Below are 20446 nucleotides of genomic sequence, written 5' to 3'. Positions count from 1 at the left end.
GCACCGCCGCCGCGCCCGCGCCGAGGACCGCATCCGCTGCGCCAAGGACACCGGGCTTTCCAACCTGCCGCTGCACGACTTCGCGCAGAACCAGAGCTGGTGCGCCGTGGTCGCCCTCGCCTGCGATCTGCTCGCCTGGATGCAGACCCTCGCCCTGACCGGTCACCAAGCCCGCCGCTGGGAACCCAAACGGCTGCGCCTGCGGCTGTTCCCCATCCCGGCCCGGCACGCCCGCACCAGCCGCCGCCGGCTGCTGCACCTCGCCGCGACGGCCCCGTTCACCGAGCTCGCCCTCGACGCGCTCAACGCCCTGGCCCGGCGGATCAGCCCGCCACAGGCCACCTCCGGCTGATCCGCCGGCCACCCGTCCCGACGACCCGCGGAACCGGCCGGCGAGTGGAACCGGCGCCCCACCGGAGCGACCTCGGGCGAACCGTCACACCCACATGCCAACCTCACGCCCACGCGGGGCAAGAACCCCGACGACGAGCTAAATGATCATGCCTATGAAAGATCCAGGCTAGCCACATGATGACGTCTTGCGCGTTGGTTCGGCCAACAAAGGGAATGGGCCTGATGAGGCCGCTGCTGGTGACAGGGATCCCGGCACTTCCTGTCTAACTGCGACGGACCGCTAGCACCCTCGGCGGGATTGTTTGGCCGCCGCACTGAAAGGCCTTGCGCGGGCAGCGCGCCAGAGGATCGTTGTTTCCGGCCCGCGCTTTCCAGGCCACCTCCCAAGGGAAGAGTCGCCATGTCTGACATAACTTTCCGTGTCGTCGACACGTCAGCAATCCCGGAGGAATTGGCGAAGGCTATGCAGCCCATTGTTTTGAAGTGGGAAACGGCTGCCCTCCAGGTCGCTGCCGCCCATGACCCTCAGCGACCGCAGAAGTGGCCCGGGGGCTCCGTCGAGGAGCTGCTAGACCAGCGGTTCAAGCAGTTTCCAGCGATCACCAAGACGCGAGCGGAGTCGAAGGCCGACGCGGTTCTCACGTCGGCCAGATTCTCCAGGCGAGCCGAGCGTCTCCTCGGCGTGGACATACGCAGCGCCATCACCACGCCAGCGGTGGCGCCGACCGTCAAGTTCGGCGGGGATGAACTCAAGAGGTTGGCGGACTTCAACGACAAACTCGCTGCCGCTGCCAAGGGCGCCCGGCCGGATGGCGATGCCGGAGCGATAACGTGGGACAAGCTCAGCTTGCAGTTCATCAGGGTCGCGTGCATCGACGAGACCAACGGCTTGTTCGGCACGGAGAAGGGCTCAGATGAGATCAGCATTGGTGGCGCTCTTCTAGACACTGATGGTCGCACCAACAAGGTTTCACCGGTAGATCTCGGCGGGAGTTGGGACGACGGCGACGTGAGGGATTTCAAACCGCCGAAGTCGATCCTCGGATACAGCATGCGGGGCGGACTGACTTTTCCTCGCAATATATTCATAACGCTCTTGCTCGTAGAGCGCGACGGCAATGGCATGCAGGAAATCATCAATAAGATAGTGGCGAAGGTGGCCGAGGAGGCGAAGCAGAGCCTGACCGCGTTGCTGGCAGGTGCCGTAGGTGCCGCGGTGGGCGGGCCGGTTGGGGCGCTGATCGGGTTGGCTGTGGGCTACGCCGTCGACAAGATCATCGATAAGATCCTGCATCTGTGGGACGATGTGGCCTTTATTCCGAAGACAATCGAAGCGCTAATTCCCTCGCGGCAATCCATGTTCAGAGGCTCCCAAACGAGTTCATCTTCAGTTGTCCGATTCCGTGGGCCTGGTGAATACGCTTGTCGCTACCAATTGCAGTTGAGTGAGATGACCTAAGCTTCAACGGCGAACTCCATCCCGGCTTCGCGGTCGACTTGATCGAGGAGGGGCATCCACTACCGTTAATAGCGAGCTCCGGGTTGCGTGAATAGTGTGGCATAACGCCTAGCCCGGATCTTTCATAGGCATGATCATTTAGCTCGTCGTCGGGGTTCTTGCCCCGCGTGGGCGTGAGGTTGGCATGTGGGTGTGACGGTTCGCCCGAGGTCGCTCGGGTGGGCGCCGGTTCCACTCGCCGGCCGGTTCCGCGGGTCGTCGGGACGGGTGGCCGGCGGATCAGCCGGAGGCGGCCTGTGGCGGGCTGATCCGCCGGGCCAGGGCGTTGAGCGCGTCGAGGGCGAGCTCGGTGAACGGGGCCGTCGCGGCGAGGTGCAGCAGCCGGCGGCGGCTGGTGCGGGCGTGCCGGGCCGGGATGGAGAACAGCCGCAGGCGCAGCCGTTTGGGTTCCCAGCGGCGGGCTTGGTGACCGGTCAGGGCGAGGGTCTGCATCCAGGTGAGCAGATCGCAGGCAGGCGACCACGGCGCACCAGATCTGGTTCTGCGCGAAGTCGTGCAGCGGCAGGTTGGAAAGCCCGGTGTCCTTGGCGCAGCGGATGCGGTCCTCGGCGCGGGCGCGGCGGCGGTGCTGCAGCTCGAGGTCGGCCAGCTGGCCCCGGGTGGTGTTGGTGACGAACGCGGTGATCCGCATGCCGTCGACGTCGGTGATCCGCAGCTGCGCGCCCGGATGTGGGCGCTCCTTGCGCACGATCAACCGCATGCCCGGCGGCCAGGTCGAGAGGTCGAACAGCTCAGTGGCCTCGGCGACGAACGCCCCCGCGCGGGGCTGGCCGTCGGCGTCGTAGGCCGGCTCCCACGCGGTGTCGGGGATGTTGGCCAGCGTCTGCTGGATCGAGGCCAGGTCGCCGGGCAGGGAGAACCCGACCGAGTAGGACAGCCGGCGGCGGGTCAGCCAGGCCAGCAGCTCGTGGGTGCCGCCGGCACCGTCGATGCGGACCAGCACCTTCTTGCCCCGGGAATGCCCGCCCGGCAGCTGCGCGAGCGCGGCCCGGATGACCGCCTTGTGGTCGGCCACGGTGTTGGATCCGGCGTTGCCCGCGCGCAGCAGGAACGCCAGCGGCTCACCGGTGCCCTCGGCCCCGTGATCGACGAACGCCCACAGCGGATGGTGTCCGAACCCGCGCTTGAACGTCGGCGCCGCGGCTTCCTTCTCCGAGTGCGCGGTGACCAGGGTGGCGTCGACGTCGATCACCAGCGGTGCCGAGGCGTTCGCGCCGTGCCCAGGGGCGTGTTGACCGGCCAGCCGCCAGGCTTTCTCCCGGGCAGCGGCGCGGGCGGCGGCGATCGCCGCCAGCGCGGCCGGGGCGTCCGCGGCGAGGGTGTCGACCAGCCGGGACACCGTCGGGTCCGACGCCACCGGGCCGAACAGCTCCGGTGCGGCGCGCAACTGGCCGATGTCGGCCAGGCAGTCCCCGCCGATCGCCAAGGCGACGGCCAGGTCCAGCAGCACCTTGCCCGGTCGATGCCGAGCCAACGGCCGCTGCCACGGCCCCAGCGCTTGGGTCAGGGCCGAGGTCAGACCGACCGTCTCGGCGGTACGCAGCAGCAGTACCGCGCCGGCGTTCGGCACCACGCTCGCGCCGTGCCCGTCGACGACCAGAGGCGGGTAGAGCCCAGTAGTCTTCTTCACCAGAAAGGTGCTCCCGGCTCCGCGTTGATCAGGACCTAGACAACCCAGATCCTCGCAGGTCAGGAGCAGCTTTCGCGTTCCCGATCAGCCTCAACCGATCACGCGGCGTGGAGGGTCGGGAGCTGGCGCGGTGGCAGCTTTCCGGCGGTAGGACTCGGTGCCACGATGACCGGGGCGGTTTCCCGCCGGGTCGTTCTTCGCCGTGTCCGTGGCCGGGCTGCTCCGTTTCCAGCTCCCGCCCGTCAAACCGTGCGTGCGGTTCTCCCGCACACGGCTTACCGACGTCGTTCACCGCCGGCATTCGGTGTCACCCGCCAGGCCCGGAAGGGTCTGGGTGCGGCGACGGTTCCGTCAAGGTTGATCAGGCCGAGCTGGTTGGTCGAGGAGTAGGCGATCACCGACCATCCGAAGGCTCGGCTGCGGCGATGGCGCTTGCTGATCACCAGCGCCAGCCGCATCCGCAGGTATCACCTGATCTTGTCGAAGTGCCGGGACGAGTTGCCGTATCGGAAGTACGCGGCCCAGCCGCGGACGAACCGGTTGACGTTCGCCACGATCACTTCGACGGGTAGCAGCAGCTTGGACCGGTCGGTGAGTTCCCGAATCCGGTCGCGGGCGTGCTGCATGGCCTTGCTCGTGGGCCAGCGGGCCAGGAAGGTGACGTGCTTGCCGGTGCGCCGCCCGTCGCTTTCGACCAGCCGGTGGTGGAAACCGAGGAAGTCCAGCCCCTCACCGCCGACGGTCAGCTGCACGATGCGGGTCTTGGCCGCCTTCGGCTCCAGGCCGAGGTCGGCCAGCAGGGCTCTCAGCCGCGCGAGCGCGGCCTCGGCCTGGGCGCGTGACACGCACATCACCACCACGTCATCGGCGTACCGGACCAGCACACCGTGCTGCCGCTCGTCCCATGCCCGGTCCAGCCGGTGCAGGTAGACGTTGGCCAGCAGCGGGGAGAGCACCCCGCCCTGCGGCGTGCCGGTGACCGGACGCCGGACCTCACCGTCGTGCATGACCCCCGCGCGCAGCATCACGCGCAGCAGCTTCACCACGGCCTGGTCACAGACGCGTTCGGCAACAGCCTGCATCAACTTCTCGTGCGGAATCGCCTCGAAGCAGTTGGCGATGTCCGTCTCGACCACCCACCGGCGGCCCCGCCAGGACTCATCGATGAGTACCTGCAGGGCGTCGTGCGCTGCCCGCCTGGGTCGGAACCCGAACGAGCAGTCGAGCATGTCGGCCTCGAAGATCGGCTCGAGCACGATCTTCGCCGCTGCCTGCACGACCCGGTCTCCCACCGTCGGGATCGACAGCGGGCGCCGCTCTCGGCCGCCGGGCTTGGGAATGAACACCCGGCGCGCCGGTTGCGGACGCCACCTGCCCTCCTTCAGGTCGGTGGCCAGCTCGTCGAGCAACCGGGACACCCCGTACTGCTCGACCTCGGCGATGGTCTTGCCGTCGATACCTGCCGCGCCGCTGTTGCGGCGCACCTGGACCCACGCCCGCTGCAGAACGTCTCTGCGATAGACCTTGTCTGCCAGCGCGTGGAACCGACGCCCGGGATCGGCCTTGGCCGCCCGGTAAAGCGTGTGCTGCAAGGCACGGACCGAGTCCGAAGTGGACTCCTGCGCGGCGGGTCTAGCCGAAACGGCACTCACCGGGCCACCTCCTTGACGAGCACAACGCCTCGACGAAGCGGCGGCCCTTCCCTCACCGGCGGTTGTGTTGTCCGCTCGGCTCAATCGGTACTACGGCCGCCTCCGACGCCCACCCGGCGCACCACCCACTTCCCGGCGTGAACCGGTTATAGGGCGTGCCGCTCCGGTGACAAGCTCGCAGGTCACCGGGCCGGGGAGGGCCTCCCCAGTTCCCGCCGTCACTATCTGAACGTTCCACGCCCCATACGCCGGAGGGTTCCTGACGGCTGCGATCCAGGATCTTCACCGCGTCCGTGGCCTTCGCCGTGATTTCAGCGGCTCGGCTCCCCCTGCTCCCACCCTCCTGGGCAGGACCTCTAACGACGCTGCAGACTTCGCGTGATGCTGCGGACCGTCCAGTCGCTCCCCCTTGCAGGGCTTTCGACACTGGGCTCCGACCCGGCCCGTTTCCAGACCGAGCCGCCAGTCTGCTACCGGGCCTCCTGGCAGCTACCCGGACCGGACTTCCACCGGCAAGCGACGACGAGCACGAACACGACGATCACCTCGTCACCTCACGAGGTCACCCCCTGTTCTGCTGGGCGCACGAAATCCCCGGGCTAGCAGCTGTACCGCCGTCACCTCGGAACCGTGCTGCGGTCCTCGTCCTCCAGCCGGGACGGTGCGACCTCGAGCGGCGAGGGCTCGTCGTCGTCCACGTCGTGGAACGAGTCGATCGCCGTCCGCTGGGCCCGCCGGCGGTCGATGACGCGGGCCATCTGGATGGCGAGCTCGAACAGCACGATCATCGGTGCTGCCATCACGAGCATCGTGAACGGATCCTGGGTCGGGGTGACGAACGCCGCGAAGAGCACCGTCAGGAAGAAGATCCAGCGACGGGCACCCGAGAGCGCGGCGTGCGAGAGGACGCCGACGAGATTCAGCGCCACGGCGATCAGAGGCAGCTCGAAGGACAGCCCGAATGCCAACAGCAGCGAGATGACGAAGCCGATGTAGTCCTGCGCAGTCAGGGCGATCAGGACTCCCTCACCGGCCAGGCCCAGCAGGAGGCGGAGCCCGGTGGCGAGCGAGGCATAGGCCAGCGCGGCACCGAGAGCGAACAAGGTAGTCGAGCCGGCCACGAAGGCGACGCCGTAACGCTTCTCCGCTCGCCGCAGTCCGGGGGTGAGGAAGCGCCACAGCTGAAAGAGCCAGAACGGCGCCGAGAGGACGACGCCCACGATCGCGCTGATCTTCAGACGGATGAGGGCGCCACCGAACACGTCGGTGACCAGGAGCTCGCAGCCGCCTTCACTTCCGCCGTAGCGAAGCTCGTCAGGGAGGCTGCAGTAGGGCGCCCTGATGAATTCGCCGAGCCCGTGGTCGTACCACCAGAACGCCAGTGCGGTCCCGGCGAGCACGTACAGCAGCGAGACGCCGACCCGGTTGCGCAGCTCGGTGAGGTGCTCGACGAGGGACATGCTGCCCTGCGGGTCGCGGATCTCCCGTCGCCGACGAAGGCGGCCGATCCTCACGGTTCCCACGACGGGGTCAGCGGGCGGCGTCGGGCAGCACCGTCCGCGCCTCGGGCCTGCTCTCGGGGGCGCCCACCGGCGGCGCCACGACCTCACCGTGCAGTGCGGCCGGCTCCTGGGCCTCGCGGCGGTCGTCGTCCTTCATGCCCTTCATCTCGCCCTTGAAGATGCGGAGCGAGCGGCCGAGCGAGCGGGAAGCGTCGGGCAACTTCTTGTAGCCGAAGAGCAGAAGGATGGCCAGCACGATCAGGCCGATCTCGAGCGGTCCCAGGTTCATCAGGTTCTCCTCGTGGTCCGTGGTCCGTGGTCAGGGGTTGGTCGGATGGCGGGGGTCAGCGGACGGGTCGCCCACCGGGGGCGTCGTCGCCCAGAAGGTGCCGGCGCACCAGCTCGCGGGGCTGGTACTGGCGGAGATCGAGATCGCTCAGCCGACCGAGGTCCTCCCCGAGGCTCTCGTCGAGCGTGCTCCGCACGCCCGTCATGGCCCCACGCAGGCGTTTCAGGCCGGACGCGGACTCGCGGGCCAGGTCCGGCAGACGCTCAGGTCCGAAGATGAACAGTGCGGCCAGTGCGAGCACGACGATCTCGCCCCAGCCGATCGAGTTGAACACGGCCACTCCATCGCGGTCGGGCGTCGGTGGTCCCGCGGGTGTCCCCGGCGCCGGGTGGCACCGGGGACACCTGGGCAGAGGGTCGCTCGGGTCAGAGCGCGCCCTTCTCCCACGGGCCGCGGATCGCGAAGCTGACCCCCGGGGTCTGGATATTGACGAACATGACCTCGCCGTCGGGGCTGAAGCAGGCGCCGGCGAACTCGTTGTTGGCCTCCGGGCCCACGATGCTGTTCCGCGCGAAGTCGAAGATCTCGCCCCGCTCGTTGAGGCCGCGGACGTACTGGTCGCCGCCGCCGTCCTCGCACAGCACCAGGCCGCCCCGGGGGCTGACGGTGATGTTGTCGGGGGCGTCGAGGAGCTCGGGCGAGGGCGACTCGAACACCAGGATCAGCTGCCCGCCGGAGCGGCCCCGCGGCCGGTACTCCCACACCTGGCCGCAGCGGGCGTCGCCGCCGCTGGTCGCGTTGAAGAAGATGCTGCCGCCGTCGTACCAGCAGCCCTCCAGCCGGGCGAAGGCGGCGCCGCCCTTGGCCCAGCCCTGGTTGAAGACCGACTCGCTGGTGATGACCTCGGGGTCCGGGTCGTCGATGGTGACCCACTCGACCGGCATCGGGTTGCCGACCCGGTCGCTGTGGCCCTCGTAGGTCTTCAGCTGCGGCTGGGTCTTCACCGCGAGCATCTGCAGCTGCCCGCCGGCGCCGAGGTTGCCCGGCTCGTTCGGGATGAAGCGGTAGAAGCCCGAGGTGTTCCCGCTGTCCTCGGTCTCGTAGACGATGCCGGTGGCCGGGTCGACGGCCACCGCCTCGTGCACGAACCGGCCCATCGCGGTGTACGGCTGGGGGTCGTCGACCGGTCCGCCGTCGGCCGGCACCTCGAAGACGTACCCGTGCTTCCGCGTGAACGACGGGTTGTTCTCGGGGCCGTTCACCGTCTCCTCGCAGCTGAGCCACGTGCCCCACGGGGTGGGCCCGCCCGCGCAGTTGACCGACGTGCCGCCCAGGCTGATGAAGCTGTCGAGCAACCGCAGCGACCGCGTGTCGAAGGTCAGCGTGGTGGTGCCACCGGCCGCCCGCGGGTCGTAGGCGTCCTCGGGGTCCCCGATGACCGTGCTGTTGTACTGGTTGTACGCGCCGTGGATCTCGTCGGGGTCCTGCCGCACATCGGTGGGTGAGTAGCCCTGCTCGTGGTTGCGCACGAGGCGGACGATGCCGTCGGTGGAGGTGGGGAAGGCGGCCATGCCGTCGTGGCGGCCCGGGGTGGGCCGGCCGTCGCTGCCGTGGGTGGGCAGGTTGAGCTGCCGCTCGGCATTCAGCCGCGTCGCGTACACCGCGTTGTGCCCGAACGACGCGTACTCGAAGCCAGCGGGCAGATGCAGCAGGGGCAGGCCGGTGGTCTTGTCGGACGTGGGCTGGAGCGGGCCGTAACCGCCGTTGTCCGGCGCCTGCACCTGCTGACCACGGCGGCCGGGGGCGGCGAGGGCCCCGTGCGCGGTCAAGGCATGCGTACCGCCGGCCAGCAGGGTGCCGGCCGTGACGACGGCGCCGCGCTGCAGGAACTTCCGGCGATCAAGGGAGGATGTCACGAAGCGCTCTCCTTGCGAGGGTCTTGTCTGGGACGGACCGCTCCGACGCTAAGGAGCGCGAGAGTCCGGCAGTCGGCCGTCGCACGAAGCTCCGGGAAACGCTCGTCTCCGCGTGCGGCACGGTGTTCCAGCGGCGTTCACGTGAGAGCCGTTCCGGCTCCTTACCGTCCGGCGCAGGGCCCGATCGACACAGGGAGCACGATGACCGCCCCACTCCTCACCCCCACGGGACAGTCCTGCACCGCCACCGCGCCAGGGGTGCCTGAACACCCTGCGTCCACCGGCCGGGCGCATGGAGGTGGCACGCGCGTCCTGGTCGTCTTCGCCAGCCGGCACGGGGCCACGAGAGAGATCGCCGCCGCCCTCGCCCGGCAGCTGCCCATGACCGACGCGGCCGGGCAGTGCGCGCTGTCGGTGCATCTCGCGCCGGTGCAGCAGCACCCCGACCCGGCCGCCTTCGACGCGGTCGTCCTCGGCAGCCCCGTCTACGGCCGTCGATGGCTGACGCCGGCCGTCAGATACGCCGAGGCCACCGCTGGGGCCCTCGGTCGGCGGCCGACGTGGCTGTTCTCCAGCGGGGTGGCGGACCAAGCCGTCGACACATCGATCGACGGCGATGACGGCCGGCGGGTGGGTGCATCGATCGGCTCGCGCGACCACCGGTTCTTTCCCGGCCGGCTGGAGGGTCGTCTGCTATCCGCCGTCGAGCGCCGGCTCCTGACTGGAAGGCCGGCGCCGGCGGGCGACCACCGCGACTGGGCGGCAGTCTCTGCGTGGGCCGAGGAGATCGCGTCCGGTCTCGCTGCGGCGCGGACCCGAACGACTCGGCACGAGGTGGCGTGAGCCGTGACCGCCATGAGCAGCCACGTACGGGCGTCGTAACGGTGGGCAGCAAAGTTATTCTTCTGGGTCAGGGGCATTCTTCGATCGGCCGGCGCGGCTCCCGGTCATGTCCTGGTCCGCCGTTGCCGCCGGGCTCGACGACGAGCCGTGTGCGCCCCCACGAGAAGCGGCGGTAGCACCGCGACGACGGGAACCAGGAACGGCGCGAGCCCGCTGAGCCAGAGCCAGCTGGGGCTCAGCAGGGCGGCTCCCGTCGTTCCGGCGGCCACGGCCAGCGACGCCACGACCAGCACTGTCACAGCCCTGTCATCCTCGGCGCCGGACCGGTCACCACGAGATTCCGGTGCGGCCCCCTCGTCGACGGTCATCACGGCCCCCGCCACGACGGCAAGCAGCACGGCCACCAGCAGCAGTACCCCTCCCACGAGCATCTCCACGGTCAGCTACTCGGCAGCCGGCCCTTCCCGTAATCGGCCCACAGGGCACCGTGCGGCAGCTGTTCACCGACCGGTCTGCTGCCGGACAGACGGGCGTTCTCGCCACGGTCGCGCCAGCCGCCGTACTGCCCTGGAGGATCATCGGGGGTTCCCGGGCTCGTGCCGAGCAGGCGGCTGCCGGACGAGCGGCACCGGTTCTTCGGCTCCGGCGAGCCCGCAGCAGACTGGATGGAAAGGACTGCCAGCGTGACCCAGCCTCCCCGTTTCCGTGCCTGCGAGGGGCAGCAGGGCGAACGCATCGACCTCCGCCAGTGGCGGCTCGCGGCGCTGCCCGACGAGAGTTCCGACGAGGACTGGGACGACGACCGGGACCTGCTCGGTCCGGACGGGCAACGGGTGGAGACCTGGCGGGAGGGCTATCCGTACCCGGAGCGGATGCAGCGCCGGGAATACGAGGTCGCCAAGAGGCGACTGCAGATCGAGCTGCTGAAACTGCAGGGTTGGGTCAAGGAGACAGGTCAGAAGCTCGTGATCGTCTTCGAGGGTCGTGACGCAGCCGGCAAGGGCGGCACCATCAAGCGGTTCACCCAGCACCTCAACCCGCGCGGCGCCCGGGTGGTGGCGCTGGACAAGCCCTCGGAGCGCGAGCGGACCCAGTGGTACTTCCAGCGCTACGTCCAGCACCTCCCCGCCGGCGGAGAGATCGTGCTGTTCGACCGGTCCTGGTACAACCGGGCCGGCGTCGAGAGGGTGATGGGCTACGCGACCACCGAGGAGTACGAACGGTTCCTCCGGCAGGCCCCCCTGTTCGAGAAGATGCTGGTGCAGAGCGACATCCACCTGATCAAGCTCTGGTTCTCGGTGTCGCGCGGAGAGCAGCGCAGCCGGTTCATCGTGCGGCAGATCGACCCCGTCCGGCAGTGGAAGCTCTCCCCCACCGACCTGGCGTCCCTCGACAAATGGGACGAGTACACCGAGGCGAAGGAGACGATGTTCCTGCACACGGACACCGCCGACGCGCCCTGGACGGTGATCAAGAGCAACGACAAGAAGCGCGGTCGACTCGAGGCGATGCGACACGTCCTGTCCCGCCTGGACTACACCGACAAGGACCCTGAGATCGTCGGCGTCCCCGATCCGCTGATCGTCGGATCGGCCGCCGACGTCCTGGACGACGACCCCATCGCCGCCGAGCCGCTGACCCGTTGACGCGGAGCGCCCCGGCCGCTCGTCGGGGACGGGCAGCCGGGGCGCACGTGTCGTCAGGGTCCGCTGGACCGTCAGAGCATCAGGCGGTCAGGCTCCGGATGCTGCTGACCACCGTCAGCGCCAGGCGACGGGTGAGCCGCAGGCCCTGATCGGCCAGGGCGTAGGTGGTCTCGATGACCTCCTCCGGACGCAGCAGCGCAGCCGGCACGACATTCCGCACGACGACCGCCACCCCTTCGACCATGCCCGTGACGGCGTCCTCACCGCGGCGGGTCGCCCACGCCAACTGCTCGCGCGCCTGCTGCTGCTCCTGCCTACGCAGCTCGGTGAGCAACTCCACCCGGGCTGACCGCCGGAGCTCCTGGACGCGCTCGTCGCCGACGGGACCGCCGTCCCGCGCCTCGGCCAGCACGTCGGAGGCGGCGAGCCGCCGCGCATCCTCGTCTGCGGCCTCCCTGGTCTCGGCCAGCTCCGCGAAGCCCTCGGCCCCCGCCTCGCTGCGCTCGTCCTGCCCCCCGCCGGACTCGCCGTCGCGGCGCCCCTTCGCGTTCGTCGCCTGCGAGACGGGCTTGCTGGTGTTCGCCGGTGCCGTCATGTCTCCTCCTGCGCTCGGTGGCTGGTGCAGGCCCGAGCGTCCGCGCCGCACGTGAACGCCCGGAGGAGCTCCGACGCACAGAACGCGATCTGCACTCCAACACCGAACGCGTCGAGGTACAGCGCAGCCAGCGGTGCAGGGGCTCACGCCCCCCGGCACTCCAGGCGGCGTACGAGCCCGCTCCACTTGCTGTGCCCGCACCTCCCCGAGCGCGTGCGCGCGCCCGTACAGGAACGCGGCACCGCTGCTGGTGGTGTGCAAGCCAGGTCACGCAACCGCTCGCGGATGAGCACGGAGTCCTGGTGCCCACCCAGCGCCTCCTGGACCGCCTCCATCGCCTCCGCGACGGCATCGGCGTCCTCTCCGAGGACGCGGGCCACCGACTCGCTCGCGGAGCGGGCCTGCTTGGCCGCCTGCGGGCGCCGTGGAGCAGTTCCTCCCGCTCAACGCCGGCAGAGCTGCCCGCCCCGACCGTCTGTCGCAACCTCGCCGGCACGGACTTCGACGAACGCCCCAGCCGGAGCCGGACCTCGGCACGGGTACCGGTTCCGGCCGGGACCGCCGGATGCCGGCCGCGTCGTACCGCCGGTGCGCCGACCGCGCGCTGCCCTCCTCGGCGCGCGGCCTGCCGCGGACCGGCACCCTTCACCCGCCGTTCCGGTGCACGTCGCAACCGCCTCCTGGCGTCGGCGGAACCCGGCGGTCACGGCGCGACACCGCATCACCGGGGAGAACGGTCCAGCCGGTCGCGCGGCCGCCCGACCCGCCGTCCTTTACCGTTATCGGACCGTTATGGAAAGAGCGCCACGCCGCCATTCACCGTCCCGATGTGACCTGTCCCACCCGGTGTGCGCAAGGCCTCAGTACGCGTTCACCATCCGTTCACCGAGCATCGGGGGACCGGCCACCCGCGCTGCCTAGCTTCCTTCTCGTCGGTCCAACCACGCCCGGAAGCGATCCGGGCACTGTCGAGAGGCATTGTGTTGAAGCTCAGCACCAAGAGCCGCGCCACCACGCTGTCCGTGGCGCTCGCCGGCACCCTCGCGCTCAGCGCGTGCGGCGCCTCGAACGAGGCGGACAACGCCGGTGGGGGCGGCGGTGAGAGTGGCGGCCTGAGCGGCACCCTCGTCGGCGCCGGGTCCAGCGCGATGCAGGCCGCGATGCAGGGATTCATCGCCGGCTACTCCTCGGTCCAGCCCGACGTCACGGTGAACTACGACCCGGTCGGCTCGGGCGGTGGCCGTGAGCAGTTCCTGGCGGGTGGCACCGACTTCGCCGGCACCGACGCCTACCTCGACGACGAGGAGCTTGCGCAGGCCGAGGAGCGCTGCGGCAGTTCGGGTGTCTTCGAGCTGCCGAACTACATCTCGCCGATCGCGGTGATCTACAACCTCGACGGCGTCGACGAGCTCAACCTGTCGCCCGAGACGCTGGCCGGCATCTTCAACCAGCAGATCACCAACTGGAACGACCCCGCGATCGCGGCGGACAACCCGGACGCGACGCTGCCCGACCAGGCGATCACCCCGGTGAACCGCAGCGACGAGTCCGGCACCACGGAGAACTTCGTCGAGTACCTGTCGGCCGCGGCCGGCGAGGCGTGGCCGCACGAGGTCAGCGGTGACTGGCCGGTGGCCGGTGGCGAGGCCGCGCAGGGCACCTCCGGCGTGGTGAGCGCGGTCAGCGGTGGTCAGGGCACCATCGGGTATGCCGACCTGAGCCAGGCCGGTGACCTCGGCGTCGCCAACATCGGTGTCGGGGAGGAGTTCGTCGCTCCCTCTCCGGAGGCAGCGGCTGCCGTGGTCGAGAACTCGGACCGCGTGGAGGACCGGCCCGAGTACAGCTTCGCCGTCGACCTCAACCGCGACACCACCGGCTCGGGTGAGTACCCGATCGTGCTGATCAGCTACCACGTCGGCTGCGTCGAGTACGAGGACCAGGAAACCGCCGACCTCGTCAAGGACTTCATGTCCTACGTCGTCAGCGAGGAGGGCCAGCAGGCCGCGGCCGAGGCCTCTGGTTCGGCGCCGATCTCCGAGGGTCTGCGCGAGCAGGCCCAGACCGCCATCGACGCGATCACGGCAGCGGCCTGACCGCCCGGTGATCTCGCACTCCCTCGCGGCAGCCCGGGACGTCCCGCGACGTCCCGGGCTGTCGCACGGGCGCCGGCACCGTACGAACGCCCCGGCAGCCCTTCTCCGCACACAGCAGATGGAGCAGCGGTGACGACCACCAGCGCCCCCACGGAGCCGCCCGTGCAGCGCCCCGTCCGCCGCATCGGCGACCGGGTCTTCTCGGGCGGCGCCCGCATCGCGGGCATCCTGATCCTCATCGTCCTGGCCGGCGTCGGGGCCTTCCTCGTCGTCGAGTCGCTCCCGGCGATCACGGCGTCCCCGGAGGACGTGCCGGGCGAGGGCGGCCTGGCCGCCTACATCGCGCCGCTGATCTTCGGGACGCTGCTGTCGGCTCTCATCGCCCTGCTCGTCGCCACCCCGCTGGCCGTCGCGATCGCCCTGTTCATCACCTTCTACGCCCCGCGGCGCATCGCCCAGCCACTGGGCTACGTCGTCGACCTGCTCGCCGCGATCCCGAGCATCGTGTACGGCTTCTGGGGCATCGCGTGGCTGGCGCCCCAGATGGTGCCGTTCTACGAGTGGCTGGAGGAGAACCTCGGGTTCATCCCGCTGTTCGCGGGGCCCGTCTCGACCACCGGCCGCACGATGCTCACCGCCGGGCTGGTTCTCGCGATCATGATCCTCCCCATCATCAGCGCGCTCGCTCGTGAGGTGTTCGGCCAGACACCGGCGCTGCACCGGGAGGCGGCCCTCGCCCTCGGCGCCACGCGCTGGGAGATGATCCGCATGGCGGTCCTTCCCTACGGACGCTCCGGCGTCATCGGCGGCGCGATGCTCGGCCTGGGCCGCGCCCTCGGCGAGACGATGGCCATCGCCCTGGTGCTCTCCGTGTCCGGCGGGATCACGTTCAACCTGATCAGCAGTGGCAACCCGTCCACGATCGCGGCCAACATCGCGCTGGAGTTCCCCGAGTCCTCCGGCCTCGACGTCAACACGCTCATCGCCAGTGGCCTCGCCCTGTTCCTGATCACGCTGCTGGTCAACACGCTGGCGCGCTGGATCGTCAACCGCCGCGCCGACTTCTCCGGAGCCAACTGATGAGCCAGACGACGGCTGCCCCGCCGGACGCGCCGGCACCCACCGGCATCCCCCGCGCCGGACGGCTCCCCCGCTGGGCTCCGTACGCCTGCTTCGCGGCCGGTGCCGGTGCCGCCGTCCTGCTCGGGCTGCTCACCTCGCTCAACCCCGCGACGTTCGTGATCTACACCGTCGTCCTGGGGACGATCGCCCTGTACGTGGCGTCCCGCCGCGTGGAAGGCTCCCGCCGGGCCATCGACCGGCTGGTCACCTGCCTGGTGGTGAGCGCTTTCGGCATCGCGATGGTGCCGCTGATCTCGCTCGTCATCGAAGTCCTCAGCCAGGGCCTCGAGCGCCTGGACGGCGAATTCTTCAGTTCCTCCCTCGTCGGGGTCGTGGGCGAGGGCGGCGGCGCCTACCACGCGCTCATGGGCACGCTGATCGTCACCGGCCTGACCACGCTCATCTCGGTGCCGATCGGGCTGATGACCGCGATCTACCTCGTCGAGTACGGCACCGGACGGCTGAAGCGGTCGATCACCTTCATGGTGGACGTGATGACCGGCATCCCGTCGATCGTCGCGGGCCTGTTCGCCTACGCGCTGTTCGCCTCGTTCCTCGGTCCCGGCATCCGGCTCGGCATCGTCGGCGCGGTCGCCCTGTCGGTGCTGATGATCCCGGTCGTCGTCCGCTCGGCCGAGGAGGTCCTCAAACTCGTGCCGAACGAGTTGCGCGAGGCCTCGTACGCCCTCGGCGTGCCGAAGTGGCGCACGATCGTGAAGGTCGTGATCCCGACCGCGATCGCCGGCCTCGGCACCGGCATCACGCTGGCGATCGCCCGCGTGGTCGGCGAGACCGCACCCTTGCTGGTCACCGTCGGCATCACCAACGCGACGAACTTCGACCCGTTCGACGGCCGCATGGCCACGCTGCCGGTGTACGCGTACTACCAGCTCACCCAGCCCGGCGTCCCGCCCCAGTTCGCGATCGACCGCGCGTGGACAGCGGCGCTCCTCCTGATCATCCTGGTCATGGGCCTGAACCTCGTCGCCCGCTTGATCAGTCGCTTCTTCGCCCCCAAGACCGGTCGCTGACCGGGGAACCCTGGAGAACCTGTCGTGGCCAAGCGCATCGACGTCTCGGACCTGAACATCTACTACGGCAACTTCCGCGCGGTGGAGGGCGTCACCGTCTCCATCGAGCCGCGCAGCGTCACCGCGCTCATCGGCCCGTCGGGGTGCGGCAAGTCCACCTTCCTGCGCTCGCTCAACCGGATGCACGAGGTGCTGCCGGGCGCCCGGGTCGAGGGCAAGGTCGTCATGGACGGCCAGGACCTCTACGGCGCCGACGTCGACCCGGTCGACGTCCGCCGGCAGATCGGCATGGTCTTCCAGCGGCCCAACCCGTTCCCGACGATGTCGATCTACGACAACGTCGCGGCCGGCCTCCGGCTGAACAACAAGAAGATGAAGAAGAGCGAGCTCGACGACCTCGTCGAGCGGTCGCTGCGCGGCGCCAACCTCTGGAACGAGGTCAAGGACCGGCTCGACCGGCCCGGCTCAGGCTTGTCCGGCGGCCAGCAGCAGCGGCTGTGCATCGCCCGCGCGATCGCGGTCGAGCCCGACGTCCTGCTGATGGACGAGCCCTGCTCGGCACTGGACCCGATCTCCACGCTGGCGATCGAGGACCTGATGACCGAGCTCAAGGACAAGTACACGATCGTGATCGTCACGCACAACATGCAGCAGGCGGCGCGGGTGAGCGAGCAGACCGGGTTCTTCAACCTCAACGGGGTCGGCCAGCCCGGCCGGCTCATCGAGTTCAACCCGACCGAGAAGATCTTCAGCAACCCCGACGAGCGCGCGACGGAGGACTACATCTCCGGCCGCTTCGGCTGAGCCGCTCAGCGCGGGGTGTCCGGCCCGATCTCTCGCGGGTCGGGCGTCCGGAACGGCGTACCCGTGTCCGCGCGGTCGGCCGCGCCGGCCTCGTCCGGCTGCGGGTCATCGCCGGGCAGCACGTCCGGCTCCTCGCCGCCGATGCCGAAGCCCTGTGACGGCGGCGGAGCGCCGGCTCCCGGATCGGCTGCGGGGATCCCCTCGTCGGACGGATCGGCACTGAACGGGGGCGGCATCATCGACATGACCCGCCCCTACCCCGCCACGTGCCCTTCAGACGACGCGCGGATGAACGGAGCGGGTCCCTTCCCCGCTCAGCAGCTGACCGGCGTGGGCTCGCTCGCCTCCGGCGCCACCATGGTGTCGGCCGGCACGTCCTCGACCACCGGCCCGCCGATCGTCACCGGCACCACCGTCGAGTAACCGGGGCCGATGACCAGCTGCACCGTGTCGCCGATGGCGTCGCTGGGCTGCAGCACCGCACCGGGCACCGCGGCGGCCACGGTCCGGGCCTGCTCCAGGACGTCGGGGCCGTACCGGACGACGCTCTCGCTCACCGTTCCGGACTCGTTGCCCACGGCGCCGACCGTGAAGCCCTGCTCCTGCATGAGATCTGCGACGGTGCGGGCCAGACCCGCCGTCCCGGTCCCGTTGAGCACGTCGACCTCCACCGACGACGGCGGCACGGTCAGCGCCGTGCCTCCACCGGGAACACCCGGCTGTGCCACCTCCGGAGCGGGTGGAGCGTCCTCGGCAGGCGTCTCGTCGGCCGGCGCGGTCGACTCCTCCGGGCCGATCGTGAACTCCTCGGGGACCGCCGTGCCCTCGATGACGGCGTCGAACAACTCGCGGGTACCTGCTCCGTCGAGCAGCACGTAGGCCTGGTCCGTGCCGGCCGGCACGTAGCCCACCTCCGCCACCGGCAGGCTCGCTCGCTGCACCGCGTCGCCGGACAGGTCACCGAGGCTGCCGGCCAGCCCCTGGAGGTCGCCGAGCGTCGTCTGCTGGTCGACGGTGAGGGCCTCGGCGGCCCGGTTGAGGAAGCCGTTCAGGGCCAGCGGATCGACCAGCGTGCTCGTCGACATGGCCGCCCGGAGCGTGGAGGTGAGCAGGCGTTGCGCCCGCTCGGCGACGGCGGTCCCGGTGACGTCCGTACCGCTGTCCCCTGGCTGCAGGTACCCGGCCGCGGCCGCGCCGGTGAGCTCGGAGAAACCGGCGGGCAGGGGTGTTGCGGCGGCCGCCGTCGCCTGCGACGGGACGACACAGACCGGGACGCCGCCGAGTGCATCGACCATCCCCGGCAGGCCGGCGAGGTCGACGCCCAGGTAGTGGTCGATACGCAGACCGGACAGCTGCTGGACGGCCCGGACCATGCACGCGGGGCCGCCCTCGAGCAGCGACGTCGCGAATGCCTCCGTGGCGGGGCTGCGCAGGGAGCCGTCCGGGGTGCGGCACGTGGGGGTGTCCACCAGCGCCGTGGGCGGGAAGCTGACCAGCACGGCGCGGTCGCCCTCGGCCGACACCGACGCCAGCAGCGTGGCGATCGACGCCGCGCCGGTCTGCCCAGGCACGCCGCTGCCGACGACCAGGTAGGTCTCGTCACCGGCCTGCAGCGCGGGCGCCAGGATCTCCGGCCCGTCGACGGCCAGGGCGTCGATCCGGTCGATCTTCTGGTCCACGTAGAAGTAGAGACCCAGGTGGTACAGCAGCACCACGCCCACGACCGCACCGAGCGCCAGCAGGGCCCGGGTCAGCCGTCGCCGACCGGGGCCGGCCGGTGGGCGTTCCGGTGCTGGACGGCGTCGGCGGGGCCGGTCGCGGTCGGCCTGTTCCGGGGGTGGGAAGCGACCCGGCAACGGGGGGACGGGACCGCTCCGGCGGGAGGGGCGACTGTCGGGCTCCCAGGACGCCGGCGGGCGGGCGGGCACGGGGACCGGGGGCAGCCCGGCCTGGGCCGTGGACTGCGCGGCGGCAGGCACCGGGGGCAGCCCAGCGCGGCGCGCGGCCGCCCCACCGTCCGGCACGGGGGGCAGCCCGTTGCGGACGGCGGGGGGCACGTCGTCCGGCGCGCTGAGTGCGGGGTGCTCCACGCGACGGGCCGCCCGGCGTCGGCCGACGGCGCTGCCCTGGCGGGCGAGCAACTGCTCGACGGTGACCGGCGCACCGGCACCCTGCTCGGCCTCCCGGCCGCGGCGGGTCCGTTCGGGAACGCCACGGGGGACGCCTGATCCATCCGCGTCCCGCGTCGGCTGTTCCCCCACCGGTGTCGACACCCTCTTGTCGTCGTCCCTGCCCGTCGATGCCTGCTGGCGACGATACGGGGGGGAGGGACGGGGACAGCGCCGGACGCGCGGCACCGGGACCGTCCAGCAGCCGGGACCGGCACAACCGAATAGTGCGCTGTCGGTCAGCTGCGTAGCGTGGCCCGGGTGAGACTGCCCTCGGTGCCGGGTCCCTCCGATCTCCTCCACGCCGTCGGGGGTGTGCGCGACGGCGTGGCCGACGCGCTGGACCTGCTGCCCCGGGTGGGGGCCGCGGTGGGTCACATGGAGGCACTGCTCGGCCGGGTGTCGGGGCTGCTCGACCGTGTGGACTCCGTCGTCGACCGTGTGGACTCCGTCGTCGACCGCGTCGACGAGGAGATCTCCCGCGTGGAGGCCACCCGCGCTCGTGCCGACGAGGCCATCGCGAGCGTCAGCCGCACCCAAGCCAAAGCCGACGAAGCGATCACAGGCGTCAGCCGCACCCAAGCCAAAGCCGACGAAGCGATCACAGGCGTCAGCCGCACCCAAGCCAAAGCCGACGAAGCGATCACAGGCGTCAGCCGCACCCAAGCCAAAGCCGACGAAGCGATCACAGGCGTCAGCCGCACCCAAGCCAAAGCCGACGAAGCGATCACAGGCGTCAGCCGCACCCAGGCCAAAGCCGACGAAGCGATCACAGGCGTCAGCCGCACCCAGGCCAAAGCCGACGAAGCGATCACAGGCGTCAGCCGCACCCAGGCCAAGGCCGACGAGGCCATCGAGCTGGTGGGTAGGACGACGTCCCGTGCGGACGGCATCGTCACGCAGACCGAGGGACTCGTCGGACGCATGGAGCCGCTGCTCGGGGACTACCAGCCGGCACTCGCCGCGCTCGCCCCGTCGATCCAGCGGCTGGCGGCGACCTTCGATCCCTCCGAGGTCGAGGCGCTGGTCACGCTGATCGATCGGTTGCCGCGCCTGGTGACGCACCTCGACGAGGACATCCTGCCGGTGCTGCAGACCCTCGGGACCGTCGGCACCGACGTCCACGACCTGGTGGACACCGTCCAGGACATGCGGCAGCTCGTGAAGGGCTTCCCTGGCTCCCGGCTCTTCCGTCGCCGCGGGGCGGAGGAGATCGCCGAGGACGACGCCCGGGAGGACGAGGCGCGGGCGGGCGCCGGCACCTGAGCCGACGCCCGCCCGA

Annotated in this window: 18 protein-coding genes and 2 pseudogenes; 9 read left to right on the top strand and 11 right to left on the bottom strand. The window is 70.4% G+C overall.

Annotated features, from left to right (window positions below; all coding sequences use genetic code 11):
* Both CHB94_RS15700 and CHB94_RS15695 read left to right on the top strand, forming a co-directional pair.
* The coding region (locus CHB94_RS15700; protein WP_254920687.1) for a transposase at window positions 1–352 on the top strand (352 nt) is incomplete at its 5' end.
* Window positions 353–754: 402 nt separating this feature from the next.
* Window positions 755–1813 carry a hypothetical protein gene (locus CHB94_RS15695; RefSeq protein ID WP_089337499.1) on the top strand — a complete coding sequence of 353 codons (1059 nt, stop codon included), beginning with the start codon at window positions 755–757 and terminating at the stop codon, window positions 1811–1813.
* A 279-nt stretch (window positions 1814–2092) separates the two neighbouring features.
* Here CHB94_RS15695 and CHB94_RS15690 read toward each other — a convergent pair.
* The 6 genes and pseudogenes from CHB94_RS15690 to CHB94_RS15665 form a co-directional block, all read right to left on the bottom strand.
* Window positions 2093–3503 (bottom strand): annotated as a pseudogene (locus CHB94_RS15690) (IS1380 family transposase).
* Between the two features lie 467 nt (window positions 3504–3970).
* Window positions 3971–5095: a group II intron reverse transcriptase/maturase gene (gene ltrA / locus CHB94_RS15685; protein ID WP_217899331.1), complete on the bottom strand. Its 1125-nt coding sequence runs from the start codon at window positions 5093–5095 to the stop codon at window positions 3971–3973.
* A 677-nt stretch (window positions 5096–5772) separates the two neighbouring features.
* Entirely contained in the window at window positions 5773–6669 is an 897-nt protein-coding gene (tatC, locus tag CHB94_RS15680) for a twin-arginine translocase subunit TatC (protein ID WP_254920686.1), read from the bottom strand.
* A gap of 16 nt (window positions 6670–6685) precedes the next feature.
* Complete coding sequence (gene tatA, locus CHB94_RS15675) at window positions 6686–6946, bottom strand: Sec-independent protein translocase subunit TatA (protein WP_089337498.1); 261 nt, start codon at window positions 6944–6946, stop codon at window positions 6686–6688.
* Between the two features lie 55 nt (window positions 6947–7001).
* Complete coding sequence (locus CHB94_RS15670) at window positions 7002–7280, bottom strand: twin-arginine translocase TatA/TatE family subunit (RefSeq protein ID WP_089337511.1); 279 nt, start codon at window positions 7278–7280, stop codon at window positions 7002–7004.
* 91 nt (window positions 7281–7371) lie between these two features.
* A complete protein-coding gene (locus tag CHB94_RS15665; RefSeq protein WP_089337497.1) occupies window positions 7372–8862 on the bottom strand; it encodes a PhoX family protein in 1491 nt (496 codons plus the stop codon).
* Window positions 8863–9063: 201 nt separating this feature from the next.
* Between CHB94_RS15665 and CHB94_RS15660 the strand changes: the two genes are divergently transcribed.
* Window positions 9064–9705: a flavodoxin domain-containing protein gene (locus CHB94_RS15660; RefSeq protein ID WP_089337496.1), complete on the top strand. Its 642-nt coding sequence runs from the start codon at window positions 9064–9066 to the stop codon at window positions 9703–9705.
* 104 nt (window positions 9706–9809) lie between these two features.
* Here CHB94_RS15660 and CHB94_RS15655 read toward each other — a convergent pair whose 3' ends face one another.
* Entirely contained in the window at window positions 9810–10142 is a 333-nt protein-coding gene (locus tag CHB94_RS15655; protein WP_089337495.1) for a hypothetical protein, read from the bottom strand.
* 246 nt (window positions 10143–10388) lie between these two features.
* On the opposite strand from CHB94_RS15655, the gene ppk2 reads away from it, so the two are divergent.
* Window positions 10389–11351, top strand: a complete 963-nt coding sequence (ppk2, locus tag CHB94_RS15650; protein ID WP_254920685.1) for a polyphosphate kinase 2 — start codon at window positions 10389–10391, stop codon at window positions 11349–11351.
* Window positions 11352–11430: 79 nt separating this feature from the next.
* On the opposite strand, the gene CHB94_RS15645 is transcribed toward ppk2, so the two are convergent.
* Window positions 11431–11946 carry a hypothetical protein gene (locus CHB94_RS15645; protein WP_089337494.1) on the bottom strand — a complete coding sequence of 172 codons (516 nt, stop codon included), beginning with the start codon at window positions 11944–11946 and terminating at the stop codon, window positions 11431–11433.
* A gap of 143 nt (window positions 11947–12089) precedes the next feature.
* Window positions 12090–12347: pseudogene (locus CHB94_RS26760) on the bottom strand (CHAD domain-containing protein); the annotation flags it as partial.
* A gap of 582 nt (window positions 12348–12929) precedes the next feature.
* Between CHB94_RS26760 and pstS the strand changes: the two are divergent.
* From pstS to pstB, 4 genes are all read left to right on the top strand, one after another.
* Window positions 12930–14039 (top strand): phosphate ABC transporter substrate-binding protein PstS, encoded by a 1110-nt coding sequence (pstS, locus tag CHB94_RS15635; RefSeq protein ID WP_089337509.1) that lies wholly within the window; start codon window positions 12930–12932, stop codon window positions 14037–14039.
* A gap of 129 nt (window positions 14040–14168) precedes the next feature.
* A complete protein-coding gene (gene pstC / locus CHB94_RS15630) occupies window positions 14169–15119 on the top strand; it encodes a phosphate ABC transporter permease subunit PstC (protein ID WP_217899330.1) in 951 nt (316 codons plus the stop codon).
* The gene (pstA, locus tag CHB94_RS15625; protein ID WP_089337492.1) at window positions 15119–16192 is read left to right on the top strand and encodes a phosphate ABC transporter permease PstA; all 1074 of its coding nucleotides are present in this window, start codon (window positions 15119–15121) and stop codon (window positions 16190–16192) included. The genes pstC and pstA overlap by 1 nt, the downstream gene beginning before the upstream one ends.
* A 24-nt stretch (window positions 16193–16216) precedes the next feature.
* The gene (gene pstB, locus CHB94_RS15620; RefSeq protein ID WP_089337491.1) at window positions 16217–16996 is read left to right on the top strand and encodes a phosphate ABC transporter ATP-binding protein PstB; all 780 of its coding nucleotides are present in this window, start codon (window positions 16217–16219) and stop codon (window positions 16994–16996) included.
* A 5-nt stretch (window positions 16997–17001) separates the two neighbouring features.
* Here the strand turns inward: pstB and CHB94_RS15615 are convergent, their stop codons facing one another.
* Both CHB94_RS15615 and CHB94_RS15610 read right to left on the bottom strand, forming a co-directional pair.
* Window positions 17002–17241, bottom strand: a complete 240-nt coding sequence (locus CHB94_RS15615) for a hypothetical protein (protein WP_089337490.1) — start codon at window positions 17239–17241, stop codon at window positions 17002–17004.
* 69 nt (window positions 17242–17310) lie between these two features.
* Entirely contained in the window at window positions 17311–19257 is a 1947-nt protein-coding gene (locus CHB94_RS15610; protein WP_089337489.1) for an LCP family protein, read from the bottom strand.
* 234 nt (window positions 19258–19491) lie between these two features.
* Here CHB94_RS15610 and CHB94_RS15605 point away from each other — a divergent pair, with 234 nt between their 5' ends.
* Window positions 19492–20430, top strand: a complete 939-nt coding sequence (locus tag CHB94_RS15605; RefSeq protein WP_254920684.1) for a hypothetical protein — start codon at window positions 19492–19494, stop codon at window positions 20428–20430.
* Window positions 20431–20446 lie beyond the last annotated feature (16 nt).

The organism is Blastococcus mobilis (genome assembly GCF_900188025.1).
GTDB classification, from domain to species: domain Bacteria; phylum Actinomycetota; class Actinomycetes; order Mycobacteriales; family Geodermatophilaceae; genus Blastococcus_B; species Blastococcus_B mobilis.
Note: the sequence above shows the minus strand (reverse complement) of the source record. Positions and strands in the feature narration are given on the sequence as shown.

What these genes read in the sequence shown, in the direction of transcription:
- CHB94_RS15695 (WP_089337499.1), top strand. Translation starts at nt 755, where the DNA reads ATGTCTGACATAACTTTCCGTGTCGTCGACACGTCAGCAATCCCGGAG.
- tatA (WP_089337498.1), bottom strand. Translation starts at nt 6,946, where the DNA reads ATGAACCTGGGACCGCTCGAGATCGGCCTGATCGTGCTGGCCATCCTT.
- CHB94_RS15660 (WP_089337496.1), top strand. Translation starts at nt 9,064, where the DNA reads ATGACCGCCCCACTCCTCACCCCCACGGGACAGTCCTGCACCGCCACC.
- CHB94_RS15645 (WP_089337494.1), bottom strand. Translation starts at nt 11,946, where the DNA reads ATGACGGCACCGGCGAACACCAGCAAGCCCGTCTCGCAGGCGACGAAC.
- pstA (WP_089337492.1), top strand. Translation starts at nt 15,119, where the DNA reads ATGAGCCAGACGACGGCTGCCCCGCCGGACGCGCCGGCACCCACCGGC.
- CHB94_RS15615 (WP_089337490.1), bottom strand. Translation starts at nt 17,241, where the DNA reads ATGTCGATGATGCCGCCCCCGTTCAGTGCCGATCCGTCCGACGAGGGG.